22 protein-coding genes are annotated in these 21,203 nt (G+C 65.1%); 6 read left to right on the forward strand and 16 right to left on the reverse strand.

The window, feature by feature from the left end; translation table 11 throughout:
• Positions 1-43: 43 nt before the first annotated feature.
• From pstB to AB0J29_RS22775, 6 genes are all read right to left on the reverse strand, one after another.
• Positions 44-820, reverse strand: a complete 777-nt coding sequence (gene pstB / locus AB0J29_RS22750) for a phosphate ABC transporter ATP-binding protein PstB (protein ID WP_364496443.1) — start codon at positions 818-820, stop codon at positions 44-46.
• A 95-nt stretch (positions 821-915) separates the two neighbouring features.
• The gene (pstA, locus tag AB0J29_RS22755; RefSeq protein ID WP_364789522.1) at positions 916-1,821 is read right to left on the reverse strand and encodes a phosphate ABC transporter permease PstA; all 906 of its coding nucleotides are present in this window, start codon (positions 1,819-1,821) and stop codon (positions 916-918) included.
• Positions 1,821-2,813 carry a phosphate ABC transporter permease subunit PstC gene (pstC, locus tag AB0J29_RS22760; protein WP_364789525.1) on the reverse strand — a complete coding sequence of 331 codons (993 nt, stop codon included), beginning with the start codon at positions 2,811-2,813 and terminating at the stop codon, positions 1,821-1,823. The genes pstA and pstC overlap by 1 nt, the downstream gene beginning before the upstream one ends.
• 91 nt (positions 2,814-2,904) lie before the next feature.
• Positions 2,905-4,017, reverse strand: coding sequence for a phosphate ABC transporter substrate-binding protein PstS (gene pstS / locus AB0J29_RS22765; RefSeq protein ID WP_364789528.1), 1,113 nt, complete (start codon positions 4,015-4,017; stop codon positions 2,905-2,907).
• A 249-nt stretch (positions 4,018-4,266) separates the two neighbouring features.
• Positions 4,267-5,178 (reverse strand): mycothiol synthase, encoded by a 912-nt coding sequence (gene mshD, locus AB0J29_RS22770; protein ID WP_364789531.1) that lies wholly within the window; start codon positions 5,176-5,178, stop codon positions 4,267-4,269.
• A gap of 138 nt (positions 5,179-5,316) precedes the next feature.
• Positions 5,317-6,084 carry a response regulator transcription factor gene (locus AB0J29_RS22775; RefSeq protein WP_364789534.1) on the reverse strand — a complete coding sequence of 256 codons (768 nt, stop codon included), beginning with the start codon at positions 6,082-6,084 and terminating at the stop codon, positions 5,317-5,319.
• A gap of 182 nt (positions 6,085-6,266) precedes the next feature.
• On the opposite strand from AB0J29_RS22775, the gene AB0J29_RS22780 reads away from it, so the two are divergent.
• From AB0J29_RS22780 to AB0J29_RS22805, 6 genes are all read left to right on the forward strand, one after another.
• Positions 6,267-7,073: an LmeA family phospholipid-binding protein gene (locus tag AB0J29_RS22780; protein WP_364789537.1), complete on the forward strand. Its 807-nt coding sequence runs from the start codon at positions 6,267-6,269 to the stop codon at positions 7,071-7,073.
• On the forward strand, positions 7,070-7,510 hold the full coding sequence (locus tag AB0J29_RS22785) for a thioredoxin family protein (RefSeq protein WP_364789540.1): 441 nt from the start codon (positions 7,070-7,072) through the stop codon (positions 7,508-7,510). Before AB0J29_RS22780 ends, AB0J29_RS22785 begins: the two co-directional genes overlap by 4 nt.
• A gap of 402 nt (positions 7,511-7,912) precedes the next feature.
• Positions 7,913-8,470, forward strand: a complete 558-nt coding sequence (locus AB0J29_RS22790) for a DUF4395 domain-containing protein (RefSeq protein ID WP_364789543.1) — start codon at positions 7,913-7,915, stop codon at positions 8,468-8,470.
• A 30-nt stretch (positions 8,471-8,500) separates the two neighbouring features.
• Complete coding sequence (locus AB0J29_RS22795; protein ID WP_364789546.1) at positions 8,501-9,334, forward strand: sulfurtransferase; 834 nt, start codon at positions 8,501-8,503, stop codon at positions 9,332-9,334.
• 4 nt (positions 9,335-9,338) lie between these two features.
• On the forward strand, positions 9,339-9,641 hold the full coding sequence (locus AB0J29_RS22800) for a DUF1416 domain-containing protein (protein WP_364496468.1): 303 nt from the start codon (positions 9,339-9,341) through the stop codon (positions 9,639-9,641).
• Between the two features lie 183 nt (positions 9,642-9,824).
• Positions 9,825-10,532, forward strand: a complete 708-nt coding sequence (locus AB0J29_RS22805) for an FABP family protein (RefSeq protein WP_364789549.1) — start codon at positions 9,825-9,827, stop codon at positions 10,530-10,532.
• Here AB0J29_RS22805 and AB0J29_RS22810 read toward each other — a convergent pair.
• From AB0J29_RS22810 to AB0J29_RS22855, 10 genes are all read right to left on the reverse strand, one after another.
• Positions 10,529-11,113, reverse strand: coding sequence for a Uma2 family endonuclease (locus tag AB0J29_RS22810; RefSeq protein WP_364789552.1), 585 nt, complete (start codon positions 11,111-11,113; stop codon positions 10,529-10,531). The two genes, AB0J29_RS22805 and AB0J29_RS22810, sit on opposite strands and share 4 nt — an antisense overlap.
• 72 nt (positions 11,114-11,185) lie before the next feature.
• Positions 11,186-11,623 carry a hypothetical protein gene (locus AB0J29_RS22815; protein WP_364789555.1) on the reverse strand — a complete coding sequence of 146 codons (438 nt, stop codon included), beginning with the start codon at positions 11,621-11,623 and terminating at the stop codon, positions 11,186-11,188.
• A 50-nt stretch (positions 11,624-11,673) separates the two neighbouring features.
• Complete coding sequence (locus AB0J29_RS22820; RefSeq protein WP_364789558.1) at positions 11,674-11,835, reverse strand: ArsR family transcriptional regulator; 162 nt, start codon at positions 11,833-11,835, stop codon at positions 11,674-11,676.
• 29 nt (positions 11,836-11,864) lie between these two features.
• The gene (locus tag AB0J29_RS22825; protein ID WP_364789561.1) at positions 11,865-12,692 is read right to left on the reverse strand and encodes a type II CAAX endopeptidase family protein; all 828 of its coding nucleotides are present in this window, start codon (positions 12,690-12,692) and stop codon (positions 11,865-11,867) included.
• A 367-nt stretch (positions 12,693-13,059) separates the two neighbouring features.
• Positions 13,060-13,224: a Tn3 family transposase gene (locus AB0J29_RS22830; RefSeq protein WP_364789564.1), complete on the reverse strand. Its 165-nt coding sequence runs from the start codon at positions 13,222-13,224 to the stop codon at positions 13,060-13,062.
• A 208-nt stretch (positions 13,225-13,432) separates the two neighbouring features.
• Positions 13,433-15,541, reverse strand: coding sequence for an ATP-binding cassette domain-containing protein (locus AB0J29_RS22835; protein WP_364789567.1), 2,109 nt, complete (start codon positions 15,539-15,541; stop codon positions 13,433-13,435).
• Positions 15,538-17,388: a thiol reductant ABC exporter subunit CydD gene (gene cydD, locus AB0J29_RS22840; protein WP_364789571.1), complete on the reverse strand. Its 1,851-nt coding sequence runs from the start codon at positions 17,386-17,388 to the stop codon at positions 15,538-15,540. The genes AB0J29_RS22835 and cydD overlap by 4 nt, the downstream gene beginning before the upstream one ends.
• Before the next feature lie 2 nt (positions 17,389-17,390).
• Entirely contained in the window at positions 17,391-18,422 is a 1,032-nt protein-coding gene (gene cydB / locus AB0J29_RS22845; RefSeq protein WP_364789574.1) for a cytochrome d ubiquinol oxidase subunit II, read from the reverse strand.
• 9 nt (positions 18,423-18,431) lie between these two features.
• Entirely contained in the window at positions 18,432-19,919 is a 1,488-nt protein-coding gene (locus AB0J29_RS22850; RefSeq protein WP_364789577.1) for a cytochrome ubiquinol oxidase subunit I, read from the reverse strand.
• Positions 19,920-20,094: 175 nt separating this feature from the next.
• Positions 20,095-21,012 carry an aminodeoxychorismate lyase gene (locus AB0J29_RS22855; protein WP_364789580.1) on the reverse strand — a complete coding sequence of 306 codons (918 nt, stop codon included), beginning with the start codon at positions 21,010-21,012 and terminating at the stop codon, positions 20,095-20,097.
• Between the last annotated feature and the right edge of the window lie 191 nt (positions 21,013-21,203).

Consider the following 21,203-nt stretch of genomic DNA (forward strand, 5'->3'; position numbering starts at 1 on the left):
GCACCTGAGTCTGGCACCTGAAGATCCGGGAAGGCGAGGGAGCCTATCCGAAGCGGCCGGAGATGTAATCCTCCGTCGCCTTCTGCCCCGGGTTGGAGAAGATCTTCTCGGTATCGTCGATCTCGATCAGCTTGCCCGGCTTGCCCTGGGCCTCCAGGTTGAAGAAGCCGGTCTGATCACTCACGCGCGCGGCCTGCTGCATATTGTGCGTGACGATGACGATGGTGAATTCCTTCTTCAGCTCGGTGATCAGGTCCTCGATCGCCAAGGTGGAGATCGGGTCCAGCGCCGAACACGGCTCGTCCATCAGCAGCACATCGGGCGAGACCGCGATGGCGCGCGCGATGCACAGACGTTGCTGCTGACCGCCGGAGAGGCCGCCGCCCGGCTTGTCCAGCCGGTCCTTGACCTCGTTCCACAGATTGGCCCCGCGCAACGAACGCTCGGCGACCTCGTCGAGCTCTTTCTTGCTGCGCACGCCCTGCAACTTCAGCCCGGCCACCACATTGTCGCGAATCGACATGGTAGGGAACGGGTTCGGGCGCTGGAACACCATGCCGATGGTGCGGCGCACGCCGACCGGGTCGACGGCGGAGCCGTAGATGTCCTCGCCGTCCAGCAGCACCGCGCCCTCGACGCGGGCACTCGGGGTCACCTCGTGCATCCGGTTGAGCGAACGCAGCACCGTGGACTTACCGCAACCCGACGGGCCGATGAATGCGGTCACGCTACGCGGCAGCACTGTCAGGTCCACATCGGCGACGGCATGGAATTTGCCGTAGTAGATGTTCAGGTCTTTGACGTCGATCCGCTTGGCCATCTCTGAATATCCGTTCGCTGTATTTGAATGTGCATGAGCGTGGGCCCTACGTGGTTACGCAAGCTGCCTCCTCCGGGCCGGACCTGCTCATGCGATCATCGGTTCCGCGTGAGCAGCTTGTTGACGACGGCGGCCGCCGCGTACAGCAGGGCGATCAGCAGGATCAGCGTCAGCGCCGCACCCCACACGCGCGCCCGGCCCGCAGGCTCCGGATTCGCCAACTCTTGGTAGATCAACAGCGGCAGCGAGGCCATATTGCCGTCGAAGAGATTGGTATTGATCGACTTGCTGTAGCCGACCAGCACCAGCACCGGCGCGGTCTCCCCCATGACTCGGGCCAGCGCGAGCAGGATACCGCTGATCATGCCGGGCGCCGCGGTCGGCACGACGATCCGAACAATGGTCTTCCACTTGGGAATTCCGAGTGCGTAGGACGCCTCGCGCAACTCGTCGGGTACCAGCTTCAGCATTTCCTCGGTGCTGCGGATCACCACCGGCAGCATCAGCAGCACCAGCGCCAGCGATACCGCGAAGGAGCTTTGCGGGAAGCCGAATGTCGCGATCCACAGCGCGAAGATGAACAGGGCCGCGACGATGGACGGCACACCCGCGAGGATGTCGACCATGAAGGTGGTCACCTTGGCCAGCACGCCACGGCCGTATTCGACCAAGTACACCGCGGCCATGATGCCGAGCGGCACCGCGAGGATCGCGGCGACAACGGTCTGCACGATGGTGCCGTAAATCGCGTGGTACACACCGCCACCGGTCTGATCCGGCAGGATACCCTTCTGCGATTTCTGCCACCAATCCGGCGAGACGACCGAGTCGATGCCCTTCGACACGACCATGAACAGCACCCAGATCAGCGGCACAAGTGCGATCGCGAAGCAGAGCCAGACCATCGCGGTGGCCATATTGTTCTTGACCCGGCGAGCCGTGCTGACATGCCGGAAGGTGGCCGCCTTGACCGGCTTGTCGAGAGTCGTCGTGGTGGTCATTACCCGTTCACCCTTCCACCGGATACGAGCCGCGCCAGCGCATTGACGATGAAGGTCAGTGCGAACAGCACGAAGCCAGCCGCGATATAGGCACCGGTCGGCAGTGGCTGACTGAATTCCGAAGCGGCGGCGGCGATTTTGGAGGCGAAGGTGTAGCCGCCGTCGAACAGCGACCAGTTTCCGGCCTGCGCCGAGGTGCGCAGGATGACCAACACCGCGATCGTCTCACCGAGCGCGCGGCCGAGGCCGAGCATGGATCCGGCGATCACACCGCTGCGACCGTAGGGCAGCACCGTCATACGCACCATTTCCCATTTGGTTGCGCCGAGCGCCTGCGCGGCTTCGATATGCGAGACGGGCGTCAGGTTGAAGACCTCGCGCGAGACCGAGGTGATGATCGGCAGGATCATCACCGCGAGCACCACGCCCGCGGTGAAGACGGTGCCGCCCCCGGAGATCGACACATTGCCGTCGGCGAACAGGAAGAACCAGCCGAGCTTTTCGTTGAGGAATGTCTCTACGGGTTCGAGCTTCGGCGCGAGCACCAGGAAGCCCCACAGACCGAATACGATCGACGGCACCGCCGCCAGCAGGTCGACGAGCATCGCGAACGGACGCGCCATCGACTTCGGCGAATAGTGGGTCAGGAATAGCGCGATGCCCACGCCGATGGGCACCGCGATCACCAGCGCCAGCATCGAGCTCAGCACCGTGACCATGAGCAGGTCCCGAATGCCGAACCGCAGGTGGTCGGCATTGGAGGTGCTGAACTCGCTGCTGGTGAAGAAGTTCGCCTCGTTCGCCATGATCGAGGGCCAGGCCCGGATCAAGAGGAATAGGGCGATCAGTGCGATGGCCGCCACGACCGTGGCACCCGCTGCGGTGGCAAGCGACCGGAAGATAACCTCGGCCCCTTGGTTGTGGCCTTTCCTGGCCGGTGTCGCCGCCGGATCCTTCGGTGAGGCCGGTTCGGTGCTCGGTTCACTCGACATAGGGGCAGTATCTCCAGCCGCCAACGGACCAGTCGAGTCCGACTGGTCCGCGGCGGACACCTCATGGTGCACGGTCATGGCGTTGCGGCTATCAGTTGATGGCGTTGATCGCGGTGGTCAGCTTGGTCTTGAACTTGTCCGGGATCGAGACGTAGCCCGCGGTGTCCAGACCCTGCTGGCCATTATTGACGGCCGAGGTCAGGAAGGCCCTGACCGCCTTGGCCGTATCGGCGTCGGCGTACTTCGAGCAGACGATCTCGTAGGTCGGCAGGATGATCGGGTAGGCACCGGCCGCGGTCGGCTTGTAGAACGACGAGGTGTCGAGCACCAGGTCGTTGCCCTCACCCTTGATCTTCACGCTGTCGACGGCCTTGGCCGCGGACTCCGGGCTCAGCTTGACCGGATCCTTGCCGGCCGAGGTGACGACCTGCGCGATGGACAGGTTCTGCGCCTTGGCGAACGACCACTCGTTGTAGGTGATCGAGTTCTTGGTGGTCTTGATGGCGGCCGAGGTGCCCTCGTTGCCCTTGGAACCCTCACCGACACCGCCGTTGAAGGTCTTGCCCGCACCCTTGCCCCACGCCCCCTCGGAGGCGGCGTCCAGGTAGAGCTGGAAGTTGTCGGTGGTGCCCGACTCATCGCTGCGGAAGATCACCGCGATCTTGTCCGAGGGCAGCTTGGCGGTCGGGTTCAGCGCCTTGATCTCCGGGGCGTCCCAGGTCGCGACGGTGCCGTTGAACACCTTGGCGGCGGTCGGGCCGTCGAGCACCAGATCGGTCACGCCGTCGATGTTGTAGGTGATGGCGATCGGGCCGAAGACGGTCGGCAAGTTCCATGCCGGGGCGCCGCAGCGCTCCTGCGCCTTGGCCGGCTCACCCTTCGAGGCGCTCAGCGGCGAGTCGGAACCGGCGAAATCGGTCTGGCCGCCGAGGAATTCGTTGACGCCGGCGCCGGAACCGCTGGAGGTGTAGTTCAGCGTGGAGCCGCTGCAGTTGGCCTCGTAAGCGGCGACGAAACGGTCCATGGCGTTCTTCTGGGCCGAGGAACCGCTGGCCTTGAGGGCCTTCTTACCGCCGCAGGCGACATCGACCTTGGCGGTGGAATCGCCGCTGGCAGAGGTGTTGTCGTCACTGCCACAGGCGGCCAGAGGCATGGCGACGGCGGCCAGCACACCGATCAGGGCGCTGCTGCGCTTGAAGTTCACTTCTTCCTCCGGGGAATCGCGTTCGACACGCCCGGTCCCTCACCGGCCCGGGCGGGTTTCGTGGTGCCGTTCGCGAGGAACTCGCGCACCAGGCGGCAACGGTGCCGCCCTTATGTAACGTAAGGTCGTTCGGTTGACATTTGGACCAGGCTGGGTGAACGACAGGTGAACAGCCCGGCGCGATTGCGACCGTTGCGTGTGAGATTTGCCCCGGCGTTACTCGAGTACCCCCGGCGGTCCGCCTGATATTCAGTCGGCGGCCGAATACGCGGCATCGACATGCGCCGTGACGAAGCCGAGTCGTGTGTAGGTGTGCACGGCCGCAGTGTTATCGGCCTCGGTATAGAGCAGCACCTCCGACAGCCCACGTTCGCGGAGGTAGCGCAGGCCCGCGAGGGTGAGCAGGCGGCCGAGTCCCCGCCCCTGCGCGGCCGGATCGATGCCGACCACATAGACCTCGCCGACCGGCGGGTTCTCCTCGTAATGCACCTTGGTCCAGTGGAATCCGAGGATGCGCTCCGGATCGGCCCGATCCACCGCGATGAACAAGCCCTTCGGGTCGAACCAGGACTCCGCGCGCCGGACCTCGATATCACGCCGGGTCCATCCGCCCTGTTCCGGATGCCAGGCGAAGGCAGCGTTATTGACGCGCAACAGTTCGGTATCGTCGGCGGGCCCTTCGTAGATCCGCAACGCGATACCTTCCGGCATGACCAACTCCGGTAGCTCTGGCGTTGCCAGCGACCGTCGCATCTGCCACAACTCGCGTGCGATGCGCAGTCCAAGCCGGTTCGCGAGCGCTGCGGCGGCGGGCCGATTTCCGTGCGCCCAGACCCGAGCACCCGGTCCGCCCTTCGCCAGCGCCGCGGAGACCAATTCCGCACCGATGCCATGGCCACGCGCGGCGGGATCGACGGCGACCTCCGTCATTGCGGGGTGTTCGTTATGTGCGGGAACGAGATTCGCGTACCCGGCGACGACACCGTCACGCAGCGCCAGCAGATGTTCGGCCGCGGAATCGGTCGCGACGAGCGAAAGCACGGCCTGTTCGGAGACCGGCGCAACACCGTCCGCGGCACTCGCTCGCTCCAACAGTTCACGCACCGCCCGCGCCACCGAGGCATCGAGCCCCACGTTCCATCGCAGCGTCGTCTCACCCATGAGCGTCTCCCTCGTCGAACCCGTCACCGCGATGAACGTGCGAATCCAGCGCGCCATTCCATCGGCTCGAGGTCAGGTGGAACTGGTGGTGTGGCTTTACGACGAATACCGCCATGGATTCCCTGCGATCTCGCGCGACTACGAGACGGAACCGTTGACGGTGACGGACGGAGAATCGTCGGTGCCCTCGGCGGATTCGTCGTCGGCAAAGGTGATGTGTTCGCCCTTGGTGTTGGTGCGTGCGGGGCGGACGGCCTTGTAGCCGACATTGCGGACGGTGCCGATCAGCGATTCGTATTCGCTGCCGAGTTTGGCCCGCAGGCGTCGCACATGCACGTCGACCGTGCGGGTGCCACCGAAGAAGTCGTAACCCCAGACCTCCTGCAACAACTGAGCCCGGGTGAAGACCCGGCCCGCATGCTGCGCAAGGTATTTGAGGAGTTCGAATTCCTTATAGGTGAGATCCAACGGGCGACCGCGCAACCTTGCGGTATAGGTGCCCTCATCGATCATCAATTCGCCGAGGGTGATCTTGCCGGTGTTCTCCGGGCTCGCGACACCGCCATTGCGGCCGACCAGCAGGCGCAGCCGGGCGTCCAGCTCGGCCGGTCCGGTACCGGGTAGCAGAATGTCGTCCAGACCCCAGTCGGCATTGACGGCGACCAGTCCGCCCTCGGTCAGCACGGCGACCACCGGGACCGATGAGCCGGTGCTGCCGAGCAGCCGGCACAGGCCGCGGGCCGCGGCCAAGTCGGTACGTGCGTCGACCAGCGCGACATCCGCGGTCCCCGCCTCGAGCAGGGACGCAACCTCGGTCGGCGCCGGGCGCACATGGTGCGCCAGCAGCGACAGTGCGGGCAGTACCGACTCTGGGTTGGGGTCGGAAGTCAGCAGGAGCAGCTCCACAAGCCCTCCTCCCATCTAGTAGCTCCGGGCAAACAGCCACACCGCCGGGGCACGTCGCTAGTCACAGGTAATCGGATGCAAGATTAGCGCGTGAACCCCGATGACCTCGCTATCCGGGGTTAGTGTGGCATCTCGGGCGAGACATTCGATACCCGAAAAGCATGCCAAGTAGTGTGGCCCGCATGCGCAAGCTGATCATCGGGCTGCTGTGCCTCGCAGTACTGGCGGTAGTCGTCGATTTCGGCACCGCCGCCTACTCCGAGTACCGCGTTTCGCGTGCCCTGCGTGTCGGCGCGGACCTCACCGCGGATCCCGACGTGATCATTTATGGGTTCCCGTTTTTCACCCAGGCGCTCAACGGTCGGTACCAGACCGTCGATATTCGCGCGCGCATCATGCGCCCCGATATCCCGGGTGAGATTTCGGTCGGCGCGAAGCTGACCGGAGCGCACCTTTCCATGGGCGATCTCACCGACGGGAATGTGAGCGCGGTGCCGGTGGATCGGGTCGAGGGGCAGATGCGGCTCGAGCCGACCGAACTCGGCAGGCTGTTCAAAATTCCGGACCTGCAAGTACATTCGGCGCCGGGGGATAAATCCGACGGAACGGGCGGATCGGGCGGGTCCGGCATGACCACCGGCGGGCAACTCCTGCTCACCGGAACCATGCCGGGCAAGACGCCGACCAAGCCGGGCGCGCCGCTCGGCGGTGACAATGTGAGTGTGACGGCAGACCTCACGGTCGACGGCGATCAGGTGAAGATCATCGCGACCAGCATCTACCACGGCACGGGTGATGCCACGACGACCGCGGTCGTCACCGATGGCGACCGCCCCAAGGTGCTCGAGTCGTTCACCCGGACCATCGATACGAACGAACTGCCGTTCGGGCTGCGGCCGACGAAGGTGTCCGCACAGGGCGGACAGATCGTCATCGAGGGCAAGGCCGAGAACGTGACCATCGACCTGGACAGATTGCGGCGACCATGACTGAAATCACAATCCTGTTGGCAGTGGTGCTTGCCGCCGTGGCCGTCGGCGTGGTGCTGCAGCGCCGCGACGGCAAGCTGCGCGCGAGCGACACCAAGGCACAGGTCGAGTCGGCGCGTACCGATCTGCTGGCATCGGTCGGTGCCGACCACTCGGGCCCTGCGGTGCTGCACTTCTCCGCCGACTGGTGCGGACCCTGCACCGCGGTGCGCCACGTGGTTGCCGGGGTGACCGAGGAATTGTCCGGATCGCCGCGACCACCGCTGGATATCGAGGTCGATATCGATGCCGAACCCGCGCTGGCCAAGGAACTGAACGTGCTCTCGCTGCCGACCACCTTCGTCTTCGATATCGAAGGGCGGGAACGGTTCCGGATCTCCGGCGTCCCCAAGTCCGCGGACCTGCGCACCGCACTCGAGCCGCTGACCGTGGGATAACTCTTCCGGTGGATCGCGGCTGACGGTGGAAAACCAGGGCGTGACAAGGGTTTGTAGCAACTGTGACGAACCCCGGGTCCAATTCTCCGGCAGAACCAGGTAAACTGCTCTGCGTGCAAGCCAACCACGAGCTGATGCTCACCCGACGCCGCACAGTTGATCTGTGTCGCCTCGGTGGTTGTTGCTGCCTGTGTGGCTGAGCGGTCGGCTCCCGCAAAATTTCTGATGCCGACCTGCGTCCGTCGTGCGAGTGATCTTTGATCCCCCGGCGAACTGGCATTTTTCCCGCCAACAGCGAAATTCAGCGCAGGAGCACGCACAATGTCTACAAATTCCCGAAACACGTTGGTTGAGACCGGAATTCCGTCCCTGCGGCACTTCCTCAGGCCCGGAGACGGTAGCTTGCGTAACCACGCAGGGGCAGGGAGCGCCGCAAATCCAGCTCTAGTCGATGTACGCGGTCCACGCTTCGCGGCGTGGGTCACCACCGGCGCGCTCGTTCTGGTTCTGCTCGCCGCCGCCGTTTCGACGCCGCTCGCCGCGGTGCTCATCGCCGTGCAGGCGGCGGTCTTCGCGATCGGCGCGGCCTACGGACCGCGGCGACATCCCTACGGCCGCATCTTCGCCGCGTTCGTCGCGCCGCGCCTGGGTCCGACCCTCGAAACCGAACCAGTGGCCCCGCTGCGGTTCGCCCAATTACTCGGCCTGGTATTCAGTGCCGTCAGCCTGCTGGGTTTCCTGGTCGGCTCCACCGTCGTCGGCGCGGTGTTCGCCGGCTTCGCCCTGTTCGCGGCGTTCCTGAACGCCGCGTTCGAGATCTGCCTGGGTTGCCAGATCTATCCGTTGGTCGCCCGCCTCCGCCGGACCGATCCGATGGGCGGTGTCCGCGGGCCCTCCGTGGTCACACAAGCTACCGCCTCCTGGCCCGACGCGGACACCGCCGGATCCCCGGCGAACTGACCCTGCAAGTCACCACCCGAAAGGAACAACATGGCCCGCTCCGATGTCCTGGTCTCCGTTGACTGGGCCGAAGAGAACCTCAACGCACCCGGCATAGTCTTCGTCGAGGTCGATGAGGACACCTCCGCCTACGACGGCGGCCACATCGAGGGTGCCGTTCGGCTCGACTGGAAGAAGGACCTGCAGGATCAGGTTCGTCGCGACTTCGTGAACCAGGAGCAGTTCTCCGATCTGCTTTCGGTGCGCGGTATCGCCAACGACGACGAGGTCGTGCTGTACGGCGGCAACAACAACTGGTTCGCCGCGTACGCCTACTGGTACTTCAAGCTGTACGGCCACAACAACGTCAAGCTGCTCGACGGCGGCCGCAAGAAGTGGGAACTCGACGGTCGTCCGTTGTCCCGAGAGGCTGTGGTTCGCCCTGCCACCCAGTACAAGGCCGCCGCGCCCGACCTGTCCATTCGCGCGTTCCGCGATGAGGTCATCGCCGCTATCGGCGCCAAGAACCTGGTCGACGTGCGCTCCCCTGACGAGTTCTCCGGCAAGATCCTGGCTCCGGCGCACCTGCCGCAGGAGCAGAGCCAGCGTCCCGGCCACATCCCCGGCGCCATCAACGTGCCGTGGAGCAAGGCCGCGAACGAGGACGGCACCTTCAAGTCCGATGCCGAGCTGGCCCAGATCTACGGCGAGGCCGGGCTGGACGGATCCAAGGACACCATCGCCTACTGCCGCATCGGTGAGCGCTCCTCGCACACCTGGTTCGTGCTGCAGGAGCTGCTCGGCCACCAGAATGTCAAGAACTACGACGGCAGCTGGACCGAATACGGCTCGCTCGTCGGTGCACCTATCGAGTTGGGAGCTTAACCACATGTGCGCAGCACCTACCCAAGGCCAGGCCATTCCGGCCGGAGTCGATGTCGAGAAGGAAACGGTCATCACCGGCCGCGTATTGAGCGACGGTCAGCCGGTTGGTGGCGCGTTCGTGCGCCTGCTCGATGGCAACGGTGACTTCACCGCCGAGGTCGTAGCCTCGGGCACCGGTGATTTTCGCTTCTTCGCGGCGCCGGGCACGTGGACCGTGCGGGCGTTGTCCTCCTCGGGCAACGGCTCGGCCGAGGTTCGTCCGGCGGGCGCGGGCATCCACGCTGTGGATGTGGCGGTCGCCAAGTAAGTAGTACTACCGACGGCCCCGTCGTTTCCCGATAGCCGGGAAGCAACGGGGCCGTTGTGCTGGGCGAGGCGCGAGTCGTTAGACTCCAAATGTGGTCCTCTTCTTCGAGATTCTGCTGGTGGCCGTGGCCGTTCTCATCGGCTGGTTCGGCCTGTACGTCTTCTACCGGTTGTTCACCGAATCATGAGTGAACTCGCGAGCGAAGGTTCCAACCCGGCCGAGCGAGCGAGCGAACAACTGAACGGCAACGGCCCGGCCGAGTCGGCACCACGCCGCAGCGGCGACGAGGCCGTGGCCGGCGCGGCCGAACGGGCGAAATCGACTGGTGTGCGCAATATTCCGGTGCTACCGGATCTGCCGCTGCCGGAGGACACCGCTAACCTGCGGCTCGGGCCGGATCTGAGTTCATCGATGCTGGCGCTGCTACCGATGGTCGGGGTCTGGCGCGGTGAGGGCGAGGGCAACGATCCCGGTCGCGGCGACTACCGCTTCGGACAGCAGATCATCGTCTCCCACGACGGTGGCGACTACCTGTCCTGGGACTCCCGCTCCTGGGTCATCGAAACCGACGGCTCCTACGGTGGCCCCGACCTGCGTGAGAGCGGCTTCTGGCGGGTCGGTATCGACGGCGATGACGAAGTCATCGAACTGCTGCTGACCCACAGCACCGGCATCGTCGAACTCTTCTATGGCACCGCGCTGACCCAGTCCTCCTGGGAATTGGCCACCGATGTCGTCATCCGCAGCCAATCCGGCATCGTTGTCGGCGGCGCCAAGCGCCTGTACGGCATCGTCGAAGGTGGTGACCTGGCCTACGTCGAGGAGCGCGTTGTGGCCGACGGCCCCCTCGAGCCACGCCTGTCGGCCCGTTTGCAGCGCTACATCGGTTAGCCGCGCCGCCCGATCGATGTCAGGTCGATATCGATCGGGAACGGGACGCTGATCTTCAGGCGGTCGTGGAAGATGCCCACGGGGACATAGCAATGCACGACTGGGTCGAGTTCGTAGGCGTAGACGACGGCCTCTGTGTCTCGCCGCTCGATCCGCCAGTAATGCGGAATCCCAGCCTTGGCATATTTGCCCGGCTTGGTCTCGCGGTCGCGCTCCTCGGAGTCCGGGGACACGGCCTCCACCGCAAGGACAAGATCCTCGGCAAAGTAGTACGTCGAAGGGTCCCCACGCAGGAACGCCTCCTCAGTCACGACGAGGACGTCCGGTTCCGGCATCTGACGCTTACCGAGTCGCACCGCCATCTCTCGATCGGCCCGCAGGTTCGACGGTGCCTGTTGGTCCAGTTCCCGGCGGAAAAGTGAGAGGACTTGACGGTGCCACTTTTCCTGCGGACTCACGAAGACCAGACCCCCGTCGATCAACTCGGTGTGCTTGGGAAGGCCGCCTAGCGTCAAGAAGTCGTCGACGGTGAATCCACCAGCAGGTGGAATCAACCAGTCGGGAATCGGCTCAACGGTCATTGCCCCAGCCTAGCGCCTGCCAGGTTGGAACCTCACCGAAAAAGGGACGGCTAGGACAGCAGCGCGGGCGGATCACATTGGGCGCCAAGTGACGAGGAGTTCGTCGGCGAGGGTTTCGATGGCGAGTTTCGAGCCGTTCACCAAGAAGGTAGCGGCGCGGAGGCGATCGTCGTGCAGGCGGGATTCGGAGACGGCGGCGATTCGGCAGCCGAGCAGCTGTGCGTACGGGAGTTCCGCGCCGACGTCGAATGCGGTGTATTTGCCGGTTTCGGCGATGTAGTCGATGTATTCGGGTTCGGTGAGGCCCGCGAAGGGGTCGCACCATGGTGTTGATCCGACGCGGAGTTCTTCGCCGTCGGTTCCGGCGTCGAGCAGCAGCACCGAACCATCGTCGAAGGTCAGTTCGATCGGGCCTTCGGTGCGGTCGACGTCGGTGCCGTGTACATAGAACATGCGGCGAATCGCCCTGATCTGGCGACCAACCACTGCTGCGAGTCCCTCCGATGGCATTGGCTACCCCTCGTATCGAACCGGTCGCCGGACTCGACCGCTTCGTACAATCATCGGGGTTCCGGTAGTAATCGCCGAAAATCCACGAAGCTCTCAGTGCAGCGAGGCCATGGGGTTGTCTGGTTGAGGTGCCGGTAGATGGTGGGCCGGGTGACACCGAACTCGGCGGCGATCTGGCCGACGGTGTCCGCGGCCTCGGTGTCGGCGGGCATCGGGCCGACGTGCGCCGCGCGGGAGTTGATTACCCGGGCCCGCCAGTACGCTGGGCCTGGACACGCTCACCACGGCGGTATTCACAAGATCGTTGGTCACGGGCCCGTAGCCACCCGAAACACACCACGGCAGCGGCCACCGCGGCCGTGACGACACCGGTGGTGATCGTACTGATCGGCCGGTCGTACCCCGGGGTGTAGACGGCGATCACGTTGACCATGGTGTGCATCAGGATCGCGGCACTCACTCCGTATCCGGTTCGGACGTGCAGCCAGACGATGAGGACGCGAAGTGCGACAGTGCCGAGAAACCAGCCCGCGATCCAGGTCGCCGGGTGCCCGGCCTGCAGCAGCGGAATCAGATGCCAGGCGGCCCAATACACACCCAGCCCCAACCCGGTCCGCAGCATGCCGAAGCGCTGTTGCAACGGCTCGGTGGCATATGCGGTCCAGCCCAGTTCCTCACAGGTCGCCGCGATCGCGGAGACCACGAGCAGAACCGGTACCGCGGTGAGTGACAGCGGCAGTGCCGCCGCGGGCTGTTCCGCCCAGCGTGCCCACGCAGTGGACACCACGGCGATCACCGACACCAGCAGCACCGCGAGCGCATACCAGCGCAGCGGCGCCGCGGGCCGATCCACCGCACGCTTCAGCAACCCCGCTGCGGCCGCTCCGCCCGAATGCCACCGGGTCAGCGCCGTGGCGACAATGACCGGCACCACGAACATGACCGCACTCGGCGGCAGATACATCGCACCCACCCGCATGCCGCCGGCGACCGCGCCCAGCACGAACAGCGGAATCGAGGACACCGCAACCAGACCCAGAAACACCAGTGGCCGACGCTCTGCACTCACGATCCGACCATACGGCCTGTTGTTGTGTCCGGTAACCGCCGGCCATTAGTGGCCCGTGACAAGCACGCCTGTGACCGTGGTCGGATCCACCCCATCGGACGAGCGAACTACTTGTGCTGCAGGCGACTTCATGGCCTAGCCAGGATTGAGCAACGGCATGACCAGGGTCCTGGTTCGGGTCCTGAACGATCTGAAGCGCCTGACCGGCGGGGGATCCGAGGGCGTTGCACCGCTCTTGTTGCCAACCAGCCGCCAATCGTCACCGACCAGCGTCCACGACCCGACCAGTTCCTCGGGCGAACACTCCTGACGCACGAACCGGAACCGTAAACCCAGTCACCAGTTACTGCGGCTCGGGCCACGGACCTTAGTTCGGGGCCGTGTCGGCGTAAATCGTGTCCGGTTGCGCGTCGGAGTCGTTGCGCAGCAACCCATCGATGATGTGGACGGCCTCCCACGCCCCGCACGGCACGAAGTGGAGAACAGGGCGATGTAGGAGTAGTCGCCGGAAAAGGAACGACCCCCGAGCCATACCCTGCCGACGGTAAAGCCTGCATGGGTCCCGGTCGGACTAGACCGGTAGCTCGGGGGCCGGGTGGCTGCCTGGAATTCGCTCAGCGCTCGCGCGAACGGAAATCCGTTGCAGCGGTGGCGCTAGCGGACAGCCACCTCACAAGTCCTATGAACATACATTCTTCGAACCACCTCCTTCCTTGTGTACAAACGAATCTAGTCAACGGTCAGTGCGTCGGCAACGGAATTTCGCGGGGCGCTGAAGCGGTCAGCTCCTCGGCGTCGAAATCGGTCGTTACCTGGCCTGATGCATCGATGTGCAGCACCACCGCGGCGCGGTGGTCGGAAGGCAGCTGATGTGTGACGACAACCACAATTCGGTCGGGTTCGACCAAGCCGCTGTCGATATCGAGTAGCTGGCGCAGCATTCGGCCACCCGCCTCGGCCTCGAGATGTTCGGTCGGCTCATCGAGCAGCAGTACCCGCGCGGGCGAAATGAGCGCGCGGGCGAGCAGAATCCGCCGCCGCTGCCCACCCGAAACCGCCGCCGCACCCCCGACCAGATCCGTATGCACACCATCCGGCAGCGATTCCAGCCAATCCCCGAGACCGACTGCGCACAAAGCCTTCTCGGCTTCCGCAACCGTGAGATCCCCACGCGCGACACGCAGGTTCTCGAGCACGGAGGTGCTGAAGATATGCGCATCCTCGGCAAAGAATGTCACGCCGGGCACGGGTGTACCGAACAGCCCCGCCCACGCCATGAGCAGTGTGGTCTTCCCTGCACCGCTCGGTCCGACGACGGCAATCCGCTTACCCGTGGGACGCTCGGGAAGGTTGCCGGGCAATAGATTTCGTGAGTCGTGGACAGCCGCATCAGCACTTCCACGATCGGATGCCTGCGGAATGCCGTCCGACGGCGAGCCAGCAACGCCGTACACACGGTCCTGCGCTGGGCCGGACGCACTGTACGGCGATAAATCTCCGCGACGGATATCTTCATCGGCATTCGGACGATCGGATACGCGCGGGCCACCGGTCGGCGACGAACAGGCGATGCGGTCGTCGGCTCGGCCGGTCGCCTTGTCCGGCAGATGGTCTTGTGCCGAGCCGCTGTGGTGGTTCGTAGTGGATCGCACCGGGTTTCGGGTGGTGGGTTCGAGCAGGGGCAGGCGGTGGAGGGCAGCGCGGGCAGTGGTCAGGGCCTGGGCGGCGGCGGGGAGGGGGGCGACTGCTTCGAAGGCAGAGAGGGGGAGCAGGACGAGGATGGTCAGGGCCATGGGGGTCATTACGGGCGGATCGGCGCTGTAGGTAGCGATGCCGATCAGGAGGGCGCCGATGACGCTGGCGCCGATCGAGAGGGGCGTTGCCGCGGCGGCCCAGGCGCTGCGCGCGGCCGCGGAATCTTCGGCGGCTACCGCACGTTGTCCGGCGCGGTCGGCGGCCGCCAGCGCGGCATCCAGCTTGCCCGCGACACGGAGTTCGGCCGCGTGGTCGAGAACGGTGAGCGACTGCGCGGTGAATTCGGCGCGGTCGGCGCGCAACGCACGTTCGGCGGCACGAGCCGCCCAACCCGACAGCCACGGCGCGACGATTCCGGCAATGCCGAGCGATACGGCGAGGATCGCCGCCGCGCCTACCGAAATCGTGGCCATGAGTCCGATCGCCGCCAGCGACAGCACAATCGCGACCGCGATCGGCACGAATGCGCGCACAACGACGGCACCGAGATCGTCGATATCGCTACCGATTCGAACCAGCAGGTCTCCACGCCGCAACGACGCAGCACCAGCCGCGCTCGTCGAATCCGTCACGGCAACCGGCCGACTCACACTTCGGTCCGAGGTATCTCCCCGGTCGAACGCAGACGCCGCGCCGGATCGACCGGACAGTACGCCGTCGCTGCCATTGGCTGCGGCTGCTCCGTCCGAATCGCCGCCTCGCATATCCCGCCGCATCCAGACATCGGAGTGCGCGAGCGTCCGGTAAACGGTTGTGCGAGCAGTGGTCATCGCGCGCAACGCAACGTCATGAGTGGCGAGGCGTTCCAGATACCGGCACAGCCCGCGCGAGATACCCAGCGCCCGCACCGCGACAACGGCAACGCTGAGATCGAGCACCGGAGGCATCTCCCAGGCACGCGCAATCAACCAAGCCGCCAACGCCGCCAGCCCGAGCCCACTCCCCAGCGCCAACACTCCCCACCCGATCGCCACCGCAACTCGCCACAGCGACAACTCGAGCAGTCCCCATATCCGCCGCAGATCCGCCCGCACGGTGCTACCGCCGCGACGAGCCGTTGCCCGCGGCACCGAAGTGTCTCCCGTGCTGTTCATGAGGCGACTGCCTGGGGTTCGCTGGCGTGGACAGGGATTATGTGGTCGGCGGCGGTGAGGACGGTTGGGCGGTGGGCTATGACGATTACGGTGGCGCCGGTGCGGGCTCGCCGTTGTAGGGCGGCGAGGACGGTGGCTTCGGCGGCGGGGTCGAGGTGGGCGGTTGGTTCGTCCAGCAGGAGTATGGGGCGGTCGGCGGCGAGGACTCTGGTGAGGGCGAGGCGTTGGCGCTGGCCGAGGGATAGACCGATGCCGCCCGCGCCGACGATGGTGTTCCAGCCGTCGGGGAGTTCGCTGAGTACCGTGTCGAATCCGGTTGCGACGCAGGCGGCATCGAGTTCGTCGAGAACTCGGGCCGCGCTCTTCGCCGTGGTGACGGATGTGTGTGCGCCGAGCAGTTCCAGGTTCTCGCGCAGCGTTCCGGGGACCAGAACCGGTCGCTGGGGCAACCAGGCGATACGGGACCACCACGCGTTCTGATCCAGCGCACGCACATCTGCGCCGTCGACCTTCACCGAGCCGAGCTCAGGGGTGAGCAAACCCAGAATTGCTTGCAGCGCAGTCGATTTCCCGCTCCCGTTGGGGCCGGTCAATACGGTCATCACCCCCGGCCGCAGCACCGCTGTCAGTCCGGCAGGGGCAAAGCCATCTCTGGCACGCACCGAGAGCTCACATATCTCGATGACGCCCGAGTCATCTCCACCACTAGGCCCCGGGTCGGTATGACCGCCAAGAGACGCTTCTACACCGCGTCGACTGATATCCCGGCCGTCGGACCCACTCGGTTCCGCACTCTCGCTGCCGGCTTCCGCACCCGCATTCCCAGCGGTAACCGGACCATCGGCACCCGACTCGGGCTGAACCCGAGGTTCGAGAACAGCAAAAGCCTTATCCGCAGCCGCCATTCCGTCCTGCGCCGCATGGAAACGCTCCCCCACCATCCGCAGCGGCAGGTACACCTCCGGCGCGAGAATCAATGCCACCAGCCCGGCATACAGACTCATCCCGCCATATACCAACCGCAGACCGATGGACACCGCGATCAGTGCGACGCTCAGCGTGGCGAGCATCTCGAGCACCATCGACGACAGGAACGCGATCCGCAGTGCACGCATGGTGCGCTGCCGCAACGCATCTCCGAGCTCGCGCACCCGATGCTCCATCGAACCCGTCCGCCCCGCGACGCGCCCCTCCCGCCCCAGCGCACGCAATGTCGGCATCCCGGCGAAGAGATCGAGCAATTGATCCGACAGCCGAGTGGTCGCAGCGAGCGTTGCCGCCGCCCGCCCCTGCGTCAGCAGACCGATGAGCACCATGAACACCGGAATCAACGGCAACGTGACCACCGCGATGGCACCGGATATCGGATCGTGGAATCCGATGACCACCAAGACGATCGGCGGCACCAGGCAGGCGAGCAGCAGCGCGGGCAGATATCCGGTGAGATACGCCCGCAGCCCGGTCAGCCCGGTACTCACGACAACCGCGAGTTCGGTTCGTCGAGTTTCGAGTTCGCGGGGCGGCAGCTGAGCTCCAGCGGCAAGAACCTTGGTTTCCAGTTCCGTGACCACCGCGGCCCCGGCCCGATGCGCGATCCGCGATTGCACCCAGGTGGCGAGCACCCGACAGCCGATGGCGACCGCGAGCACGATCAACTCGAATGTCCACGCACCGAAGCTGCGCCGACCGGGATCGGTGACGACCCCGGCCAGCACCTTCGCCAGTGCGACTGCCGTAACCACGATCGAACCCGTAATCACCACCGACAGTGCCACACTCAGCACCAGATAGCGGCGGGCCGAGCGTGCGTACTTCCACAACCGGGCGTCGACGGGCGGACGAGCCATGATCAGTCCTTGGCGGCTTCCAGCGGCAGGCCGATCGGCGCCGGAATATGCTCGACCGTAATCCGCTTGCGGAAGACCCAATACGTCCACCCCTGGTAGCCGAGCACCACGGGCGTGACGACCACGGCCGCCCAGCTCATCACCTTCAACGTGTACGGCGTCGAGGAGGCGTTGTCGATGGTCAGGTTGAACATGTCACTGATGGTGGACGGCAGCACATTCGGATACAGCGACCCGAACAGCAGCACCGTCGCGGCGGCGGTGGTGACCGCCGTGCCGACGAACGCCCACCCGTCGCGGTGGGCGAAACTCGCCGCACCCGCGAGCAGCAGCCCGATTACGGCCAGCGCCAAGGGAATCCAGGTCCATCCGGTTCCGTAGGCCAATTGCGTCCACACCCCGAACACACCGACCACCACCGCGGTCGGCACCAGCAACAACCGCACCGTCCGCACCGCATCGTGGCGCACCTCGCCGCCGGTCTTCAGCACCAGGAAGACCGCACCGTGCAGCGCGAACAGCAATCCGGTCGCGAGCCCGCCGAGCAATGCGTACGGTCCGAGCAGATCCCACACCGAACCGACGATCTGCTTCTTCTCGTTCAGCGGCACCCCGCGTACCACATTCGCGAATACCCAGCCCCACGCGAATGCCGGTACCCAGGAACCGATTCCGATCGCGGCGTCACACCAGGCGCGCCAGCGCGCATCGTCGATCTTGCTGCGATATTCGATCGCGCAGACCCGCACGATCAGCGCGACCAGCACGAGCAGCAGTGCGATGTAGAAACCGGAGAACAGGCTCGCGTACCACTCCGGAAAGGCCGCGAACATCGCACCGCCCGCGGTGAGCAACCAGACCTCGTTGCCGTCCCACACCGGCCCGATCGTATTGAGCACCACCCGCCTCCGGGTATCGCTGCCCTTGCCGAGGATCGGCATCAGCATGCCGACCCCGAAGTCGAAGCCCTCCAGCACGAAGTAGCCGGTGAACAAAACGCCGATCAGCAGAAACCAGAACTGTTGCAGATTCATCGTCGGCTCCTAGTAGGCGAAGGAAAGCTGTTCGACGGCAGGTTCTTCGGCCCGATGACCGCCACCGGTATCGTCCGGCCCGCCGGGCGGAATCGTCGCGGGCGCTTCGGGTCCGGCGATCGTGTACCGCCGCATCAGGTAGAACCACACCACCGCGAGGACGCCGTACAGCAGGGTGAAGACCACCAGCGAGGCGATCACTGTGCCCGAGGCGTGGTCGGAGACGCCCTGCTGCACCATCAGCCGCAGGCTCTGGTCACCGGTCGGATTCGGCGCGACAACCCAAGGCTGCCTGCCCATTTCGGTGAAGATCCAGCCCGCGCTATTGGCCAGGAACGGTGTCGGGATGGCGATCAGGCACAGCCACGAGTACCAGCGCTTATCGGTGATCCGACCACCGCGAGTCAGCCAGAGGCCGACCAACCAGAGCAGGATCGCACCGGCCGACAGGCCGATCATGGCGCGGAAGGACCAGTAGGTGACGAACAGATTGGGTCGGTAGTCGCCGGGCCCGAACTTGGCGTTGTAGGCGTGCTGCAGATCGGTGACGCCCTCGAGGGTGACGCCGCTGAACTGGCCCTTGGCCAAATACGGCAGGACATACGGCACCTCGATCACGTGCGTCACGCTGTCGCAGTTGTTGTGCGTGCCGATGGTCAGCACCGAGAAGTCCGGATCGGTTTCGGTATTGCACAGCGATTCCGCCGAAGCCATTTTCATCGGCTGCTGTTCGAACATCAGTTTGCCCTGCACATCGCCGGTGAAGAACAGCGCGACACCGGCGACCACGATCACCCACAGGCCGGCGCGTCCACCGGAGCGCCACATCGTTCGTGCCTCGGCGATTTTGGTGCCGTCACCACTGCGCGCATTGCGCACCATCCACCAGCCGCAAATGCCGACCACGAAGGTCCCGGCGGTCAGGAATGCCCCGGCCACCACGTGCGGAAATGCCGCCAGCGTCGTGTTATTGGTGAGCACCTGCCAGATGCTGGTGAGTTCGGCGCGCCCGCGCTCCGGGTTGTATCTGGCGCCGACCGGGTGCTGCATGAACGAATTGGCCGCCACAATGAAGTACGCGGAGGCATTCACACCGATCGCGACGAGCCAAATCGTCGCCAGGTGCAGCATTTTCGGCAATCGGGTCCAACCGAAAATCCACAGTCCGAGGAACGTCGACTCGAGGAAGAACGCGACGAGCGCCTCCAGCGCGAGGGGTGCGCCGAAGACGTCACCGACGAAGCGGGAGTATTCGCTCCAGTTCATGCCGAACTGGAATTCCTGCACGATGCCGGTCGCGACACCGAGTGCGAAGTTGATCAGGAACAGTTTTCCGAAGAATTTGGTCAGCCGGTACCAATGCTCTTTGCCGGTAATCACCCAAGCGGTCTGCATGCCTGCCACCAATGGGGCCAGACCGATCGTCAACGGTACGAAAATGAAGTGATAAACGGTCGTGATGCCGAACTGCCAACGTGATAAGTCCAGGACGCTCAAAACCGACCTCCCGCCGTACTACGACATGACGTAGTAAGAGTACGCCCGGAGAAGGGTCCATCAAGGAGTCCTACGCCACGACATACCGGGGCTTACGACCCTCAACGACCCGTTTTCCAAGCTCGCCCCGTACTCCTACCTGCTGTAGTAGGACGAAGATCACGGCCCGGCGAACTCACCAATCGCCGATTGCCCCGGCCCGCTCCACTGCCCGGTCGACCAACTCGATGATTTCGGCCGCATTGTCCGGCGCCATCATGCGCAATCCGTCCAGTGAATTCACCCGGGCGGCGAGCGTGATGCTCGACAGCAACCAAATACTGTCGCAAGTCAGCAGGTCCGCGGTGAACAACGAGTCGTAGCTGCACTTCCACCCGGCCTTTTCGGCCTCGGCGAATAGCGCGCGCTGGGTAACTCCGGGCAGTACGCCATTCTTCGCGGGCGGGGTGATCAAATGGTCATCGCGCACGATCACCACCGACGAGCGCGGCCCCTCCAGCACCCGGTTCTCGGTACTGGTGAAGATCACGTCATCGGCGCCCATCCGCTGCGCGAACCGCAGCGCCGCCATATTGGTGGCATAGGAGAGCGTCTTCGCACCCAGCAGTTGCCACGGCGCGGCCTGAGCCAGATCGACCGAGATCCCGCGCGCCAGCGACACCACCGCGACGCCATCGGTGCGCGCCTTCTGCACCCGCTCCGGCACCGGCAGCACCAGCACGTACGAGGTCGGCACCGGCACCGCGGCCGCGAGATCACCCGAGGTGACGCTGGACGGGGCCGAAAGCTCGGTATCACGCCCCCGGGTGAGGACCAGCCGCATCAGACCCTCGCGCTCGGTCCCCCATTCCTTCGTCGCCGTCTCGACCGCGTCCCGCCATTTCCCCAACTCGGGCTCGGGTAGATCGAGCGCCTGCGCAGAACGGCGCAGTCGGCCTAGATGAAATTCGATCGCGCACGCGTTTCCAGCACGAACCAAAACCGACTCGAAGACACCATCGCCGCGCAGCACGCCGATGTCGTCGGCAAACAACAACGGAGCGTCCGGATCCTGGACGGCGCCGTCAAGTGTGACAAGAACTCGATCCACCATGGGTCGAGCGTAGGCGGTGTTCCTCGCCCGCGCTGTGTTTGATTTGCAGCGCCTGCGGCGCTGCGTGTTCGCGGCCCCCTGCTGTCTCGCGTCCGAGCCGTCGAGACTCGCGCCTACGGCGCATGCGCTTCGACGACTCGGACGCGAGGCGGGCCGCGGACCGTGGCGCGGAAGACTAGCGTAGGTGTGGG

It is taken from the genome of Nocardia sp. NPDC049707 (assembly GCF_040674855.1).
Taxonomy (GTDB): Bacteria; Actinomycetota; Actinomycetes; order Mycobacteriales; family Mycobacteriaceae; genus Nocardia.

Coding starts and splice junctions, on each gene's coding strand:
- AB0J29_RS22780 (WP_364789537.1), top strand. CDS start 6,267: ATGCGCAAGCTGATCATCGGGCTGCTGTGCCTCGCAGTACTGGCGGTA.
- AB0J29_RS22805 (WP_364789549.1), top strand. CDS start 9,825: ATGAGTGAACTCGCGAGCGAAGGTTCCAACCCGGCCGAGCGAGCGAGC.
- AB0J29_RS22820 (WP_364789558.1), bottom strand. CDS start 11,835: ATGCCCGCCGACACCGAGGCCGCGGACACCGTCGGCCAGATCGCCGCC.
- cydB (WP_364789574.1), bottom strand. CDS start 18,422: ATGAATCTGCAACAGTTCTGGTTTCTGCTGATCGGCGTTTTGTTCACC.
- AB0J29_RS22795 (WP_364789546.1), top strand. CDS start 8,501: ATGGCCCGCTCCGATGTCCTGGTCTCCGTTGACTGGGCCGAAGAGAAC.
- AB0J29_RS22815 (WP_364789555.1), bottom strand. CDS start 11,623: ATGCCATCGGAGGGACTCGCAGCAGTGGTTGGTCGCCAGATCAGGGCG.
- mshD (WP_364789531.1), bottom strand. CDS start 5,178: ATGGGTGAGACGACGCTGCGATGGAACGTGGGGCTCGATGCCTCGGTG.
- AB0J29_RS22785 (WP_364789540.1), top strand. CDS start 7,070: ATGACTGAAATCACAATCCTGTTGGCAGTGGTGCTTGCCGCCGTGGCC.
- AB0J29_RS22810 (WP_364789552.1), bottom strand. CDS start 11,113: ATGACCGTTGAGCCGATTCCCGACTGGTTGATTCCACCTGCTGGTGGA.
- AB0J29_RS22835 (WP_364789567.1), bottom strand. CDS start 15,541: ATGAACAGCACGGGAGACACTTCGGTGCCGCGGGCAACGGCTCGTCGC.
- AB0J29_RS22830 (WP_364789564.1), bottom strand. CDS start 13,224: ATGGCTCGGGGGTCGTTCCTTTTCCGGCGACTACTCCTACATCGCCCT.
- cydD (WP_364789571.1), bottom strand. CDS start 17,388: ATGGCTCGTCCGCCCGTCGACGCCCGGTTGTGGAAGTACGCACGCTCG.
- pstC (WP_364789525.1), bottom strand. CDS start 2,813: ATGTCGAGTGAACCGAGCACCGAACCGGCCTCACCGAAGGATCCGGCG.
- pstA (WP_364789522.1), bottom strand. CDS start 1,821: ATGACCACCACGACGACTCTCGACAAGCCGGTCAAGGCGGCCACCTTC.
- AB0J29_RS22855 (WP_364789580.1), bottom strand. CDS start 21,012: ATGGTGGATCGAGTTCTTGTCACACTTGACGGCGCCGTCCAGGATCCG.
- AB0J29_RS22800 (WP_364496468.1), top strand. CDS start 9,339: ATGTGCGCAGCACCTACCCAAGGCCAGGCCATTCCGGCCGGAGTCGAT.
- pstB (WP_364496443.1), bottom strand. CDS start 820: ATGGCCAAGCGGATCGACGTCAAAGACCTGAACATCTACTACGGCAAA.